Origin of the sequence: uncultured Chloroflexus sp., from assembly GCF_937129525.1 — a bacterium.
Classification (GTDB): Bacteria; Chloroflexota; Chloroflexia; order Chloroflexales; family Chloroflexaceae; genus Chloroflexus.
In genome coordinates this window covers 1-14,174 of record NZ_CAKZNK010000125.1, presented here as the reverse complement: position 1 = coordinate 14,174, position 14,174 = coordinate 1, and the positions used below count along the sequence as shown (strand labels likewise).

General features: G+C 57.4%; 13 protein-coding genes. 9 read left to right on the top strand and 4 right to left on the bottom strand.

Annotation, left to right across the window (positions count from 1 at the left end; genetic code table 11):
- The coding region (locus Q0650_RS15405; protein ID WP_298820531.1) for a hypothetical protein at window positions 1–188 on the top strand (188 nt) is incomplete at its 5' end.
- Here Q0650_RS15405 and Q0650_RS15400 read toward each other — a convergent pair.
- Window positions 185–781 carry a DICT sensory domain-containing protein gene (locus Q0650_RS15400; protein ID WP_298820529.1) on the bottom strand — a complete coding sequence of 199 codons (597 nt, stop codon included), beginning with the start codon at window positions 779–781 and terminating at the stop codon, window positions 185–187. The two genes, Q0650_RS15405 and Q0650_RS15400, sit on opposite strands and share 4 nt — an antisense overlap.
- 639 nt (window positions 782–1,420) lie before the next feature.
- On the opposite strand from Q0650_RS15400, the gene Q0650_RS15395 reads away from it, so the two are divergent.
- The 4 genes from Q0650_RS15395 (at window position 1,421) to Q0650_RS15380 (ending at window position 6,001) form a co-directional block, all read left to right on the top strand.
- Window positions 1,421–2,590, top strand: coding sequence for an amino acid ABC transporter substrate-binding protein (locus tag Q0650_RS15395; RefSeq protein ID WP_298820527.1), 1,170 nt, complete (start codon window positions 1,421–1,423; stop codon window positions 2,588–2,590).
- Window positions 2,591–2,787: 197 nt separating this feature from the next.
- On the top strand, window positions 2,788–3,990 hold the full coding sequence (locus Q0650_RS15390) for an amino acid ABC transporter permease (protein ID WP_298820526.1): 1,203 nt from the start codon (window positions 2,788–2,790) through the stop codon (window positions 3,988–3,990).
- A gap of 10 nt (window positions 3,991–4,000) precedes the next feature.
- On the top strand, window positions 4,001–5,233 hold the full coding sequence (locus Q0650_RS15385) for an amino acid ABC transporter permease (protein ID WP_298820524.1): 1,233 nt from the start codon (window positions 4,001–4,003) through the stop codon (window positions 5,231–5,233).
- An 18-nt stretch (window positions 5,234–5,251) separates the two neighbouring features.
- Complete coding sequence (locus Q0650_RS15380) at window positions 5,252–6,001, top strand: amino acid ABC transporter ATP-binding protein (protein WP_298820522.1); 750 nt, start codon at window positions 5,252–5,254, stop codon at window positions 5,999–6,001.
- A 6-nt stretch (window positions 6,002–6,007) separates the two neighbouring features.
- On the opposite strand, the gene Q0650_RS15375 is transcribed toward Q0650_RS15380, so the two are convergent.
- Together Q0650_RS15375 and Q0650_RS15370 are read right to left on the bottom strand one after the other, a co-directional pair.
- Entirely contained in the window at window positions 6,008–7,231 is a 1,224-nt protein-coding gene (locus Q0650_RS15375) for a glycosyltransferase family 4 protein (RefSeq protein WP_298820521.1), read from the bottom strand.
- A 14-nt stretch (window positions 7,232–7,245) separates the two neighbouring features.
- The gene (locus Q0650_RS15370; RefSeq protein ID WP_298820520.1) at window positions 7,246–7,821 is read right to left on the bottom strand and encodes a hypothetical protein; all 576 of its coding nucleotides are present in this window, start codon (window positions 7,819–7,821) and stop codon (window positions 7,246–7,248) included.
- A gap of 47 nt (window positions 7,822–7,868) precedes the next feature.
- On the opposite strand from Q0650_RS15370, the gene pdxH reads away from it, so the two are divergent.
- From pdxH to Q0650_RS15355, 3 genes are all read left to right on the top strand, one after another.
- Window positions 7,869–8,507 (top strand): pyridoxamine 5'-phosphate oxidase, encoded by a 639-nt coding sequence (gene pdxH, locus Q0650_RS15365; RefSeq protein WP_367280829.1) that lies wholly within the window; start codon window positions 7,869–7,871, stop codon window positions 8,505–8,507.
- Between the two features lie 157 nt (window positions 8,508–8,664).
- Window positions 8,665–9,093, top strand: a complete 429-nt coding sequence (locus Q0650_RS15360; RefSeq protein ID WP_298820516.1) for a polymer-forming cytoskeletal protein — start codon at window positions 8,665–8,667, stop codon at window positions 9,091–9,093.
- A 68-nt stretch (window positions 9,094–9,161) separates the two neighbouring features.
- Window positions 9,162–9,653, top strand: a complete 492-nt coding sequence (locus tag Q0650_RS15355; protein WP_298820514.1) for a septum formation initiator family protein — start codon at window positions 9,162–9,164, stop codon at window positions 9,651–9,653.
- Between the two features lie 2 nt (window positions 9,654–9,655).
- Here Q0650_RS15355 and Q0650_RS15350 read toward each other — a convergent pair whose 3' ends face one another.
- Complete coding sequence (locus Q0650_RS15350) at window positions 9,656–13,108, bottom strand: AAA family ATPase (RefSeq protein ID WP_298820512.1); 3,453 nt, start codon at window positions 13,106–13,108, stop codon at window positions 9,656–9,658.
- A gap of 162 nt (window positions 13,109–13,270) precedes the next feature.
- Between Q0650_RS15350 and Q0650_RS15345 the strand changes: the two genes are divergently transcribed.
- On the top strand, window positions 13,271–14,174 hold a 904-nt coding region (locus tag Q0650_RS15345; RefSeq protein ID WP_298820510.1), incomplete at its 3' end, for a pseudouridine synthase.

Here is a 14,174-nt window from a genome sequence, read left to right as displayed (position 1 = left end):
ACTCATCCCGCAATCTCCCAGCCGGCGCGCCGGGACCGGGTGGACTCATCGTTGTCGTTGACGCTGTTCCCAGTCACCAATGCGATGCCGATGAAATGACGCCGCGCGCATACGGAGAGGGCGGGAACGCTCACTGGAGCTATTGTGCGGGCAGCGCGCCGGTCTGTTTAGTCATGCGAGAGACTTAACGTTCGATCCCTCGCAGGCGCTGTGATAATTCGCGCTGTAACGCGAGCGCCGTCTGCTGACGGGCAACCGGATCGGCTATCACCTTCGGAACTGGCTGGCCGAGAGCCTGGAAGAATGCCGTTATTGCCAGCTCAACATGGCGTTCATTGGTTGTCCAGACGGCATGGAAAGCGCGCGAGAGGCGGTGTGGCGCGCGCCGCTCTTCGTCGTGGGCAATGAGCGCGACCGCGCAGGTTGGCCCCCACCCAATGACGACCCACTCGTGGACTAATGGCCAGTTCTCCTCTAACGCAATGGCGGTCACGTTGGGTAATGGCGCCGGCACTACGTCGGGAAAGCCAGCAACGAAACCCTGCGCAAGGCGCGGCGCCAATTGGCGGTAACGGGCCATCTGGCGATGATAATGCGAAAAGCGTTGAAAGGTCGCGATCAGATAGGTGTCGCCTGCGGCAGCGGCTGTGTCTTCGATCAGATAACTCAACGCCAGCATAACGCTGCGACTGCGCAAGACGCGCCGCTGCTGGCTCACGAGTGAATGAAAGCTGAAGGTGGCAAGCGCATGCGTGCCAGTCTCGATCAAGGTGGTTTCCATGGCGGTTCTCTCTACCCAAATCAGCAATTAGATCGTCGGCTACAGCGTCGATGCGTTGCTGAAATACCATTGGTTCAGGGAAGGGAATTGACTGTCCCTCAAGAGGCAATATCTCTTCTGTACATCATACCATGGTTTTAGGGTTCAACATTTAAATTTTCGAGCAATATTGTGCTATGAAAGATAATCCGACTCCTCATTGCGTCCGGCTGGTATGTCCAGTGTCTGAGCCTGATCGTCCGCTGCCGGTGGCGCGCCGACGCATTGAGCGCCGGGTTGGGTGACCGTGATTCCATTTTGAGACCTGATAGACAAAGCGCTGCCATGGCTCGCTATGCGTTCCCCTCTGTCGGCGCGATAACCTTCATTCCCTCACACTGAACTACGTTCATCATACCGACCCGGTGACGCATCGACACAATCCGCTGCGTTCACCGCATCTGCGCCTGTTCGTGTCGCTTGTTTGCGCGTTCGGGTGAATCATGGTATCATTCCGCTAATCCGAGTGACATGAAGTCAATGCAGCGCAATGATGCCGCGAAAGGCCACAATGCCTTATCACCGGAGGGACCGCGCGGTTAGCAGCGCCGGAAGGTCCGGCGTTATCGCGTAACCGTATCAGATTGCACAGGAGAGTGTATGCGCAAATCGGTCATCGTTATTCTGACAGGATTGCTAAGCCTCGTGCTCGCTGCCTGCGGCGGCCAGGCTCAGCAAGCTCCCACCACCGCTCCGGCGCAACCGGCAACGACTGCGCCAGAGCAGCCCACCGCCGCCCCGGCGCAGCCGGCGCCCACCGCTGCCCCGGCGGCAACCGCTGCCCCGGCTGGTGGCACAACCAATCAGCCGGCTGCCGGCGGCCAGATCGAGCGAATTCTGGCCCGTGGCACATTGATCTGCGGCGTGAACAACAACCCTTTGCCCGGTTTTGCCTCGGTTGACTCGGCAGGTGTGTACCGCGGCTTTGACATCGACTTCTGCCGCGCTGTCGCCGCTGCCCTTTTCGATGATCCGAACAAGATTGATTTCCGTCCGCTTAGCGCGCAAGAGCGCTTCACCGCGTTGCAGAGCGGCGAGATCGATGTGCTCATCCGCAACAGCACCTGGACGCTTGGTCGCGATGGTAACCTCGGCCTCGATTGGGCGCCGACTACCTTCTACGACGGTCAGGGCATGATGGTGCGCAAGGATAGCGGTATTGAAACACTGGAAGACATGGATGGCGCGACTATCTGTGTCCAGACCGGCACAACCACCGAGCTGAACCTGGCCGACCAGTTCCGCGCGCGCGGTTTGACCTTTACGCCGGTCGTCTTCCAGGACGGCGACTCGACCCGCGCCGCTTACGATGCCGGTCAGTGTGACGGTTTCACTACCGACAAGTCGGGTCTGGTGTCGAGTCTGACTCTGCTCAGCAACCCGGCTGATCACAAGATCCTGGACGTAACGATGTCGAAGGAGCCGCTCGGCCCGGCGGTGCGCCAGGGCGATCCGCAGTGGTTTGACGCTGTGCGCTGGATCGTCTTTGCCACCTTCCAGGCAGAGGAGTACGGTATCACCTCGCAGAATCTGAACGAGTTCCTCAACAGTGATGTGCCTGAGATCCGTCGCTTCCTGGGGATTGAGGGTGATCTCGCTGGAGGTATCGGTCTTCCGAATGATTTCGCGGTACGGATCATTCGCCACGTCGGTAATTACAAGGAGATCTATGACCGCAACCTTGGGCCTGATACGCCCTTCAACCTGCCGCGCGGTTTGAACGCGCTTTACACCGAGGGTGGTCTGCTCTATTCGCCGCCCTTCCGCTAAAGTCTGCGATCGAGCAATGGCGGAGGGTGTGAAAACCCTCCGCCGTTTCGTTCACGAGTGCTGTGTTTGTGCGATGAAATGGCTACCCTGAAAAAGATCTCGCTTTGACAAAACTGCAAAGATTAAGTTGCCTCTTGCTATATTGCCTGTGAAGTAAGCGTTGTTATCGCCTGGGACTTATTCATCAGGAGTCGCCTATGGCAGCCGGTTCGCCGCCAGTTCCCTCGGGGAAGACTGCAATTCCGTTTTACCGTGATACGCGCGTCATTGCCATTATCGCGCAAGTAGTCTTCGCGCTCGCGGTCATTGCTCTGATCTGGTTTCTGTATTCCAACATGATCAATGGTCTGCGGCAGGCGAATCTCTTGCCCACCTTCTCATTCCTGTCGGTTCCGGCAGGTTTTCCCATCGCGGAGAGTGTCATTGAGTACGATCCCTCGATGACCTATGGTCGGGCCTTTGTGGTTGGGATTCTGAATACGGTGCGGGTGGCCGGTATCGGGATTATTCTCGCCACGCTGCTCGGTCTTATTCTTGGCATTGCCCGGCTCTCTGACAACTGGCTGTTGCGCAATGTCGCGCTGGTCTATGTCGAAATTGTGCGGAATGTGCCGCTGCTTTTGCAGTTGATCTTCTGGTTTTCGTTAACCCGCCTCTTTCCTCGCATTCAAGAGAGTATCAGTGTCTTCGATCTGATCTTTCTTCACAATCGTGGTATTACCCTGGCGTGGCCGCAAGCCGCGAATGATTTTGAGGCATGGATGCAGTGGGTGTATGGCGGGATTGTGATTGGTGTCATCTTTTATGTAGTGCGTCGGATCCAGTTTGCCCGCCGCGACCGCCCCGGCGTTGCCTTGCCTTACGCTTTCCTGATTGCCTTCGGGGTCGGGCTGATCGGGTTTTTTGTCACTTACGCGGTCAATGGCGTCTGGCCGGTAAGTCTTTCTATTCCAGAGTTGCAGCGGTTTAATTTCGTGGGCGGTATTACCGTAACGAATAGCTTCGCTGCTATGCTGGTGGGGTTGGTTATCTATACTGCGGTGTTTATCGGTGAAATCGTGCGTAGCGGCATTCTGGCCGTGAGCAAGGGTCAGCGTGAAGCGGCGCGCGCGTTGGGGCTTACCCCTGGTCAGACGATGCGCCTGGTCATTCTGCCGCAGGCCCTGCGCGTCATTATTCCGCCGTTGACCAGCCAGTATCTTAATCTGACCAAGAATAGTAGCCTGGCAATTGCCATTGCATATCCTGATCTCTTCTACATCGCGAACACGATTAACAATCAGACCGGGCAGGCGGTACCGGTCATTCTCATGCTCATGGCGAGCTATCTGTCGGTCAGTTTGCTGACGTCACTGTTCATGAATTGGTATAACCGCCGTATCCAGCTTGTCGAGCGCTAAGGAGACGCCTGTGGCTACGGAAGTCAGTCGTCCAACTTCTCGCCGCGCGCCGCGTCAGCAGATCGGTCTGATCGAGTGGCTGCGCAAGAACCTTTTTTCAACCTGGTACAACGTCATTATCACGGTAGTGTTGCTCTATATCGTGGCGCAGACCGTGATCAGTTTTGTCTCGTGGGTGGTAACTGCGCCCGGCTGGCCGGCAGCGTTCACCAATATCAAGCTCTTGCTTACCTGGACGTATCCGGTTGATCAGCTCTGGCGACCTCAGGCGGCGATGGCGCTAGTGCTTTTGCTGCTCGGCTTGAGTTCCGGTCTTTGGGGTGGTATCGCGCGTATGGTCGCATGGGGCGCGGCGGCAATCAGCGTGGTCATCGGCCTGGCCGCGTTTACCTTTCCCGATTTGCCTGACCAGACCTCGCTCCCCGGCTGGCTGTTTATGTTTCTCTGCGCAGTATTGCTGGCTGGCGGTGACCTGCTTGCCCGACGCCTGGGCCAGAAGCTGCGCTGGCCACTGATTGTCGCGTGGTTGCTCTCTTATCCGGCTGTCATTCTGATTCTGCGCGGCGGGTTAGGTTTGCCGGTGGTTGAAACGAAGCTTTGGGGCGGTCTGATGTTGACGCTCATTCTCGCGATCAGCGGGATTGTGCTGTCGTTTCCACTCGGCGTGTTGCTCGCTTTGGGCCGGCGTAGCTCGCTCCCGGTGATCCGTACCTTCTGCGTGCTCTACATCGAACTCATTCGCGGTGTGCCGCTGGTAACGGTGCTCTTCATGGGCGCGCTCCTGTTGCCCCTCTTTCTGCCCGGTGGCGAGAGTATCGATGCGCTGGTGCGAGCGACCATCGCCGTCACGCTCTTCAGCGCGGCGTATCTGGCTGAAAATGTGCGCGGCGGTTTGCAGGCTATTCCCAAAGGACAAGTGGAAGCGGCGCGCGCGTTGGGGCTGAATGTGTTTCAGACCACCCTGCTGATCACGCTGCCGCAGGCGCTGCGCGCAGTTGTGCCGGTGCTGGTCGGGCAGTTCATTGCCCTGTTTAAAGACACCTCGCTTGTGGTTATCATCGGTCTGGTTGATCTGCTCGGCGCAGCGCAGAATATCGTCGGTCAACCGCAATGGCTGGGCACTCCCGGCGGGGTCTGGCGCGAGACGTTTCTGGTTATCGCAGCCATCTACTGGGTGTTTAGTTTCACCATGTCGCGCATCAGCAAGCGCATTGAGGATCAGATTGCGCGTAGCCGGCATTAATATATAAGGATCAGGCGTATGAGCGGAAATAGCAGTAACGAACCGATCATCATCTGCGAAAATGTCAATAAATGGTACGGAAACTTTCACGCCTTGAAGGATGTGAGCCTGCGCGTTAAGCGCGGTGAAGTGGTGGTCATTTGTGGCCCTTCAGGTAGCGGCAAGAGTACGTTTATTCGCACCATCAATCGCCTTGAAGAACATCAAGAAGGGCGGATTATTGTTGATGGCATCGAAATGACCAGCGATATTCGCAACATCGATGCCATCCGTCGCGAAGTGGGGATGGTGTTTCAGCAGTTTAACCTCTTTCCCCATCTGACGGTGTTGCAAAATATCACCCTGGCCCCGATCTGGGTGCGCAAGAAGACGCGCAAGGAAGCGGAAGCCAAGGCGTTTGAGTTGCTCGAACGGGTCGGGATTCGCGAGCAGGCGCACAAGTATCCCGGTCAGTTGTCGGGCGGACAACAGCAGCGCGTGGCAATTGCGCGCGCGCTGGCAATGGAGCCGCGGATCATGCTGTTTGACGAGCCAACCTCGGCCCTTGACCCGGAGATGGTGAAGGAAGTGCTTGATGTCATGAAGACGCTGGCCCGCAGTGGCATGACGATGCTCTGTGTCACGCACGAGATGGGGTTTGCTCGCGAAGTCGCTGATCGGATCGTCTTCATGGATCAGGGTCAGATCGTCGAAGAAGGCACTCCCGATCAGTTCTTCAGCAATCCGCGCAACGAGCGCACCAGGCTGTTCCTGAGCCAGATTCTGTAACCGACTTTACTCGTCTTCTTCTTCCTCAGGTTGGCGGCGGGCAATTGCGGCGGCGTAGATCGCTTCAATCGCAATTGCGGCCCGCTCCCATGATAATTCGGCAACCGCCCGCGCTCTGGCGCCGGCAGCGCGGGTGGCTGCCAGCTCGCGATTGGTCAGAGCCAGTTCGAGTTGGGCAGCAAAGTCTTCGGCGCTGCCGAAGCGGGCGTAGAAGCCGTATGGCCCCAGAATCTCGCGATTGACGGGGGTGTCGAAGGCGACGACCGGCAGGCCCATCGCCATATAATTGCCGATCTTGCCGTTGCCCTCCGTGCGACTCATCTTAGGCGCGACAGCCACTTCACCGAGCGCCAGATAACTGTGTAGATCGCGATAGATAATTCTTCCCGGTAGCGTTACGTGGTCGGCAATGCCCAGACTGGCGGCCAGGGTGCGATAACTCTGTGGATCGGGATGACCCATAATGAGAAAATGCAAATCATCGTACTTCTGGCAAAGCTGACGGGCCACTTCGAGCAGCAGGTTGGTGCCCTGGTAAGGCGCCAGTAAACCGATGTAGACCACAATCCGCCGATCAGGTGGAATTCCTAACTGCGCGCGCAGTTCGGCGCGCTGCGCAGCCCATGCTGGCGAGCCGTCATAAGGCCGAAACCGCTCGGTATCAACGCCGTCGGCAATGGTAAAGAGGCGCTCTTCCGGCACCGAACCATCGCGCCGCAACAGGTTGGCTGCGTTGTGGGTCGATGTCATCACCGCGTCAGCCACGCGGTTTAACATTCGCTCCAGCCGGGTGATCGGCACAAAGAGCGGGTTGGTGCGCTTGATAAAGCCGTGATCAAGCATCTCGCTGGTCATGCTGCCCTGGTAGTCAAGGATGAGCGGGCGTTGCAGCAGTTTCTGAAGTGGCAGACCAATGGCAGCGGCTTCGTGGGTGTGCGCATGAATGATGTCGGGACGAAACGCAAGCGCAACGCGAAGCGCGCGCCAGGCCAGACCGACATCGAGGTAGAGTTTGTGGCGCGAGGAACCGACAACAGCCCGCTTGATCCATGGCACATCCCATGAGCGGTAGATGGTAATGCCGGGAATGTCATCACCGTTGTGATAGGTCGCCAGTACGATCCGGTGACCGCGGCGTTGGAGAGCGCGAATCTCTTCAAGAATGCGGACGTGATTCCCGTAGTCAGAGAAGAAACTGGTTGAAGCGATCATCAAGATGTTGTATGGCATGGCAGTTCGTGGCGCTAACCGGACGCAGCGGTTGACGGCGATTCGCCGGCGCTGCGTTGCACGACGAGGTGCAATGGCGGCCCTGCCGACGGTTGTCCGCCGGCCAAAATGGCTTCGTAGTGCAGTTCGGAGTTGGGTAACCTGAGCCGGTCAATCCATTCTTCGGGCATACAATCGGGATCGAACGCGAGATGAACCACCCCACGTTCGCCGTAGAACATCGTCTCGACCGACTCAAACCGCTCTTCGACGATGGTATTACCCTCGTACAGACCACGGGCCCAACTGACACCGTTGCCGCCTACTTCAATCCAGACGGCGCGGGTGTGGAGGCGTTGGGCAAGGGCGCGCGCAAGGCTGCGGTCGGCAAAGTAGCGTGGATCTTCCCAGATTGCAACCCATCCAGATTCTGATGGCGCAACGAAGAAGTGGCGATACGGTTTATCAGGTATCATGATAATGCCGCTGATCGCATGCGGTGGCCGCTCGATAGCGGTATAGCCGCAATCGGTCAGGATTGCCAGCAGCATGCGCGCGACAGCAGTGTGATCGGTATAGGCAACGTAAATAGCAGCGCTGTTGTTCATCATCGGCGCTTATTGTATGCCAGCCATCGTTCTTGCGCAAACGGAGTAGACTGATGGATTTTGCCGAGCTACGCAAAGAATATACCCGGCGCGGCTTGCTCGAAGCCGAAGCTGATCCCGATCCTGTTATTCAATTTACGCGCTGGTTAGGCGAAGCCGTCGAGGCCGGCTTGATTGAGCCAAATGCGATGACGTTAGCAACCGTTGATCCGGATGGCCGACCTTCGGCGCGCATGGTGTTGTTGAAAGGAGTGGACGAACGCGGTTTCGTCTTTTTTACCAACTACGAGAGCCGAAAGGGTCAGGCCCTGGCAGCGCATCCTGCCGTGGCGCTGGTCTTCTACTGGCCGGAGCTTGAGCGGCAGGTGCGCGTTGAAGGCATGGCAGAGCCGATCAGCGCGGAAGAGTCGGATGCCTACTATGCCAGTCGTCCACGCGAGAGTCAGATCGGGGCCTGGGCATCGCCGCAGAGCCGACCAATTGCCGATCGCGCAGAGCTTGAGCAGCGCGTGGCCGCGATCATGGAACGCTTTGCCGGACAAACGCCGCCGCGTCCACCGTTTTGGGGTGGCTATCGCGTCATTCCAGACCGGATCGAATTCTGGCAAGGGCGACCATCGCGGTTGCACGACCGACTCTGCTACACTCGCGCGGCAACCGGTTGGCGCCTTGAACGATTGGCGCCGTAATTGAGCTGTCATAGGGCACGTTGCCCCACTTGCCAGTATCGTTTATAATGGCAACAATGATTTCCCGATCGTGGATCGGGCAAGTCCCCCGGCATTGCCCCGCCCTCAATGAGTATTAGTGAACAGGCAGCCGGCTATGTGGAGGAGGATCGCGCGCATGTTCGGTACGAGCCGTAAATCCGCTCAACCGCAAACTGTGGTCAATGGCCGACCAGAAACGGTGATCGGAGCGAACACTCGCTTTGTGGGTACGTTGAATGCCGAAGGTAATGTCCGCATCGATGGCGCTGTGGAAGGAGATATTGAGGTTGTCGGCAATTTAATCATTGGTGAGACAGGGCGAGTCATTGCGACGATAAAGGCGCGGAATGTGCATGTTTCCGGCGCGGTGAAAGGCCAGATTACCGCCCTTGAGCAACTGGAAATCTCGCCGACCGGCAAGGTCTGGGGTGATATTACCACTGCTGCGCTGCACATCGAACCAGGCGGTCTCTTCCGTGGTCAAAGCTCGATGACGACCAATATCGAAGAACCGTTGCTGCTGGAAGCGCCCCGTTCGTCAAGTTCATCAACAACCGAGTCGTAAGATCTGTCGCGGGATGATACGGCGCGCGAGCGGATCATCGCTGAGCGATTCTCGCGCATCTGGTGGTTATGTCTCGCTATCGCCAGTCATCGTTACAACCTCGCTTTGTAACCGGCCTTCGCCGAAGCTGGGCAATGCTGCGTGGTCGCGCCCGGCGCTGGCTGACAACAACCTTTCCCGGTGGTGGGCGAACGCTAGCCTCGTTGACAGTGATTGCAATTTTGCTGATTATGACGGGGGGGATCACTGTCAATCTGATCAATCAACTGCTGATCGCTCGCCATCTGGAACAGGAACTTGTCGCTGCCGGCGAACGGGTGCGCGCTTTGCAGGCAACCACTCAGGCGCTCGAAGCGCGGGTTGAGTACGAGCGTTCCGATGCGGCAGTTGAGGCATGGGCGCGCGATTTGGGCCTGGCTCGTGAAGGCGATGTCGTGATCGTTCCCGAACTGGTGCCGACACTTGAGCCGGCGGCATCACCGGTTGTTGCGCCTGCTCCTACGCCTTTGCCTCCTTTGCCGCCTAACTGGCAGCGCTGGTGGCGAGCCTTCTTCCCGTAGCTTCAACTCTCGTCTGGTTCGTCAGGCCGGTCGATCTCGCGAGCCAAACCTTCAAGCTGATTTAAAAGCACAAGTTCCAGGATCTCAATTCGGGAACTGTTCGCAATCGCAATCGCCTGCCAGAGCAAACGGCGGGCGTCGTCATATTGATTGCGGTTCGCGTAGAGAAGCGCTTGCGCGCGCAAGCCGAGCACTTGCCCATAACGATCTCCGATTGAGCGCGCAATATGCAAGGCCTGATGTAACTGCCGCTCGATGGTATCGCGCTGATTGCCGATAAGCGTGGTATGGCAAAGTCCGATCAAGGCTCGATTTCCAGTCACCCAATCATTGGCGTTGTGGGCCAGCTCGATTGCGCGCTGAAAGCGACGCCGCGCCTGCTGAAAAGCGTTCAATTCGAATAAAATCCATCCCTGAAGTTCATAACTCTGCGCCATTGTGCTCGCAACCGATAGCAGGCCGGCAACGGTGTGCATTGGCAACATCTGTCGCTGCGAGGTGGAACAAAGTCGCTCGACGCGATGGAGGGTGTCCAGGGCCGCTTTCTGTTGTCCTCGCAATGCTATGTGCCAGGCGTTAACGATCCAGATGTGTGCCTGCAACAAGCGACCGAGTCCGGATTCGCTCTGGCTGAGCTGATCGACCAGGGTTTGAGCATCGTCCAGATGGTTGGTGAAATACTCGAACTGACCACTGATCAGCGTATGGTAGAGGTAGAGAACGGTAGCGATCGCCAGGGTTGACGGCTGATGGCGCTCACGCAGCAGACTTTGCAAGAGCGTAAAATCTTCTCCATGGTGAAGGTGATTGCCGATTTGATGATTGAGGAACATTCTCAACACGAGTAGATCGGCGCGCCGATCGATATAGCCCGGCAATCCGATGCCTTGTTCGATGTAGCGCAGCGCGCTGTTGAAGAGCGAACGGCGCGCGCTAATTATTGCCGCTTGCTGGCAGTGTTCGATCACAATTGACCATTCTTCGGCGCGTAGCGCGTGATCGATGATAACATCGTATACGGCTAGCGGCGCTTCCATATGGGCTAATTCGGTTTGGTATGCGTTGAGGTGCCACTGACAGATCAATCGGTGCAACTCGCGGCGCTGCGCGAAGAGTAAGCTGGTGTAAGCCACTTCGTGGACAACTCCAGCGGGGAAGCGATAGACGGGATTGTAGCCGGCAATTTCACTCTCAATCAACTGGTAGCGCGTTAAGGTGTCGATGTCCTGCTGTAATTCGGCTTCGCTTAATTGTGCCGGGTGAATGTTCTGAAGCAAGCGTAATGGAAAACTGCGCCCGATGACTGCGGCGACCTTGAAGGTCAACCGGGTTCGTTCATCCATTTGATCGATTCGGGCCTGCACAATCCCCATGACCGAACTCGAAAGCTGCGCTGGCGGGAGTGGGCCGAGCAGACGAGCTTCGCCCTGCTCGATTGCGATCAAGCCTTTCTGCAAGAGAAGCCGAATGTATTCTTTAATGAAGAGTGGTTGTCCTTGCGCATACCGTTCAAGGTATTGGAGTAAACGGCTATCTATGGTATTGACGCCAATCAATTCGCGAATCAGATCCGACCGCTCGACTGCCGGCAAGCGTTCGAGCAGGTGATGCGTGGTAAAGGGGTATTGGAGCAGGGTATTGGCAAATGGAGCAAGATGTGTGGGCAAGGGCCGATACGACAACACGATGAAGATCGGCAGTTGTGGAGTGAGCGAGTCAATAATTTCCTGCAACAACATGAACGACTCGACATCGGCCCAGTGCATATCTTCCAGGATGATCAAAATGGGTTCATGTTGCAATCGTTTTATGAGCAATTCAACGACCAGTGGCGCCAGATCGAGCGGTTTGTGCGCGGCAGCAAACCCCTCCACGTCAAGCAGGCTCGCTAATGCTGCGGCGTGATGTGGCAACGCCGCCGGAAGATCGATTAAAGCCTGCTGTAAACGCGCCCGCCGCATTGGCATCGGGAGACTATCGTCAACCACGCATAACTCGCTCACGATCGTCCGCCAGGGGTAGAGTGGTCGTTCCTGCGTGCCGCTACGGCATTCACCGCGAAAGCCACGGTATCCGCGCCTGAGCCATTCTAAGCCAAGATAGTGGAGAATGGTCGATTTGCCGATCCCTGCCTCACCTTCAATCAAGAGGATCTGACTCTGGTGTGTAGCGTTGGCTATCAGGTAGTCGATACTCTGGCGCTCTCGTTCTCGTCCGATAAGCTTCACGTCGTTGGGAAGCGCCAGGCGAAGCGCGCAAGAAGCGTCGCCGTCAATCCGCATCCGTTCCGCAAGCACTGTTGCAGCGGGAATAGGCCGATCGTAGCCTTTGATGTTGAGGAACTCCGGCGCGCTGGCGCGATAGCGTCCGAGTGTGTCCTGTCGCACTCGGCCCGAAATCAGGATATCGCCGGTCGCGGCCCGTTCCATTAAATGCGCTGCCAGGTTCATATCCTCGCCTTGCGCAGTGTATACGCGACGCAGCCTGCTTCCTACCTCGCCAACGAAGAGCGATCCGACCGTAATGCCGGCTTTGCGAATCACGCCACGGTCGCGCAATTCGAGGGCGCAGCCGACCGCGCGACTGGTGTCATCACCCTGCGCCACCGGTGCGCCGAATAAGAAGACCATCACCGCGCCTTTGTTGCCTACTTCGATCTCATTGAGCCAGCCCCCCCAGCGCATCGCCGTCGCTTGCGCTTGAGTGACGATGGCTTGTAGTTCAATCGGGTTTGCCGGGAGATCAAAAGTGGCAAAGACGGGCACGCAGCGGCGATATTCGGCAACAAGCGTGTTGAGGCGTAGACGGCGGGCAAAGCTGGGTGGCAGAAAATGTTCCCAGGTCAGGGTTGGGGTGTCGGCTGGTGGTTGATACTCGATGATCGGTGTCCGTTGCGGGCCGCTGATGAGCAATTGTACTTGACCCGGTTGAGCTTGTTGCTCGGCCAGACTGGCAGCAGTTACCGGCGCGCCGATCAAGACCGGGTGAATGCCCTGATTGGGAATACCGACCAGCAAGAGATGTACAGTGCCAACGCTGATGCCAACCCGTAATTCGAGATGGTACGGACCGGTCGGGGTCATAATTGGATTGAGCGCATTCACGGCATTGTGCAGCGCATAACCACAATGGATTGCCAGCGAGGGATCGGTCAAATTCGGCCACCAGACGCTTAGCGCGTCGCCAGCAATGTGGATGACATCACCGCCATCAGCGGTGATAGTGGCAATCATTGCCTCGAAGTAATCGCGCAAGATGGCATGCAGTCGTTCAGCTCCATCCGGGAGAGCGGCGAAGGTGGCAGTGAGGCGGGTAAACCCACTCAGATCGGTGTAGAGGAAGGTGGCCTGGTAGGTATGCACTTGCCCTGGCCGCAGCAACCCTGCGTCGAGCGCGTCGCGCAGCGTAGCAGGCACGTAGGGTCGGAACAGGTGGTTAGAGGTAGGTGCTTCCATCAGCAGGGATTGTGTAGGTGTTGTTTTTTTTATTGTATCTCGACTCTGATAATGAAAATCAGTATGATATACTGTCAAACGGCGCGAGGCAACATTTCTTGCTCAAATGAGCGCGCGCCGAGATGAAGATTTATCGGATTATCAACGAAAGAAGAGCTGTCTGTGAGTCCTGAACGTTTGCAAAAAGTGTTGGCCAGTGCTGGCATTGCCTCGCGGCGTGATTGTGAAGCCTTGATCGCCGCCGGGCGGGTGATGGTGAATGGTCGAGTAGTGACTGTGCCGGGCACCCGTGTTGATCTTGAGCGCGACGAGGTGCTCGTTGATGGTCAGCCGCTCCAAATGCCGACCCGGCGTACCTATATCATGCTCCATAAACCGGTTGGTGTGGTCTCAACTGCCGAAGATACTCACGGTCGCCCAACAGTGGTTGATCTGGTTGATGTGCCGGCGCGAGTCTTTCCGGTGGGCAGGCTCGATATCGATAGCGAGGGCCTGATTTTGCTTACCGATGATGGTGAGCTGGCATTCGCGTTAACGCATCCGAGTTTTGAGGTTGAGAAAGAGTATCGAGTTTTACTCGATCGAGCATTAACGCCAGAAGCGTTGCGGAGCTGGCGGAACGGCGTTTTGCTTGAGGGTGAGATGACTGCGCCGGCCTGGGTAGAGCTGCTGGAAACGACGCCGGAAGGGGTTTGGGCGCGCATTGTATTGCGTGAAGGGCGGAAGCGCCAGATTCGGGCAGTGGCGAAGCTGCTTGGATACAATGTCTTACGCCTTATCCGGGTGCGCGAAGGTGAACTCGAGCTTGGCGATCTCCCGCCCCGAGCCTGGCGGCATCTTACCAGCGAAGAGGTTGCGGCACTGCGCGCGCATATTGCCTCTCGTCGCGCTTTGCCAGAACGGTCGGCGGTTACAAACGGGCGGGCAATGCCAGATAGGAAGGAATTGCCGACGCCTGGCCCAACCCGCGAGCGGAGCGAAGGGCGAAGCTGGCGCGAGGAGGGGAGCCGTCCGGCGCGGGAGCGGAGCGAAGGGCGAAACTGGCGCGAGGAGGGGAGCCGTCCGG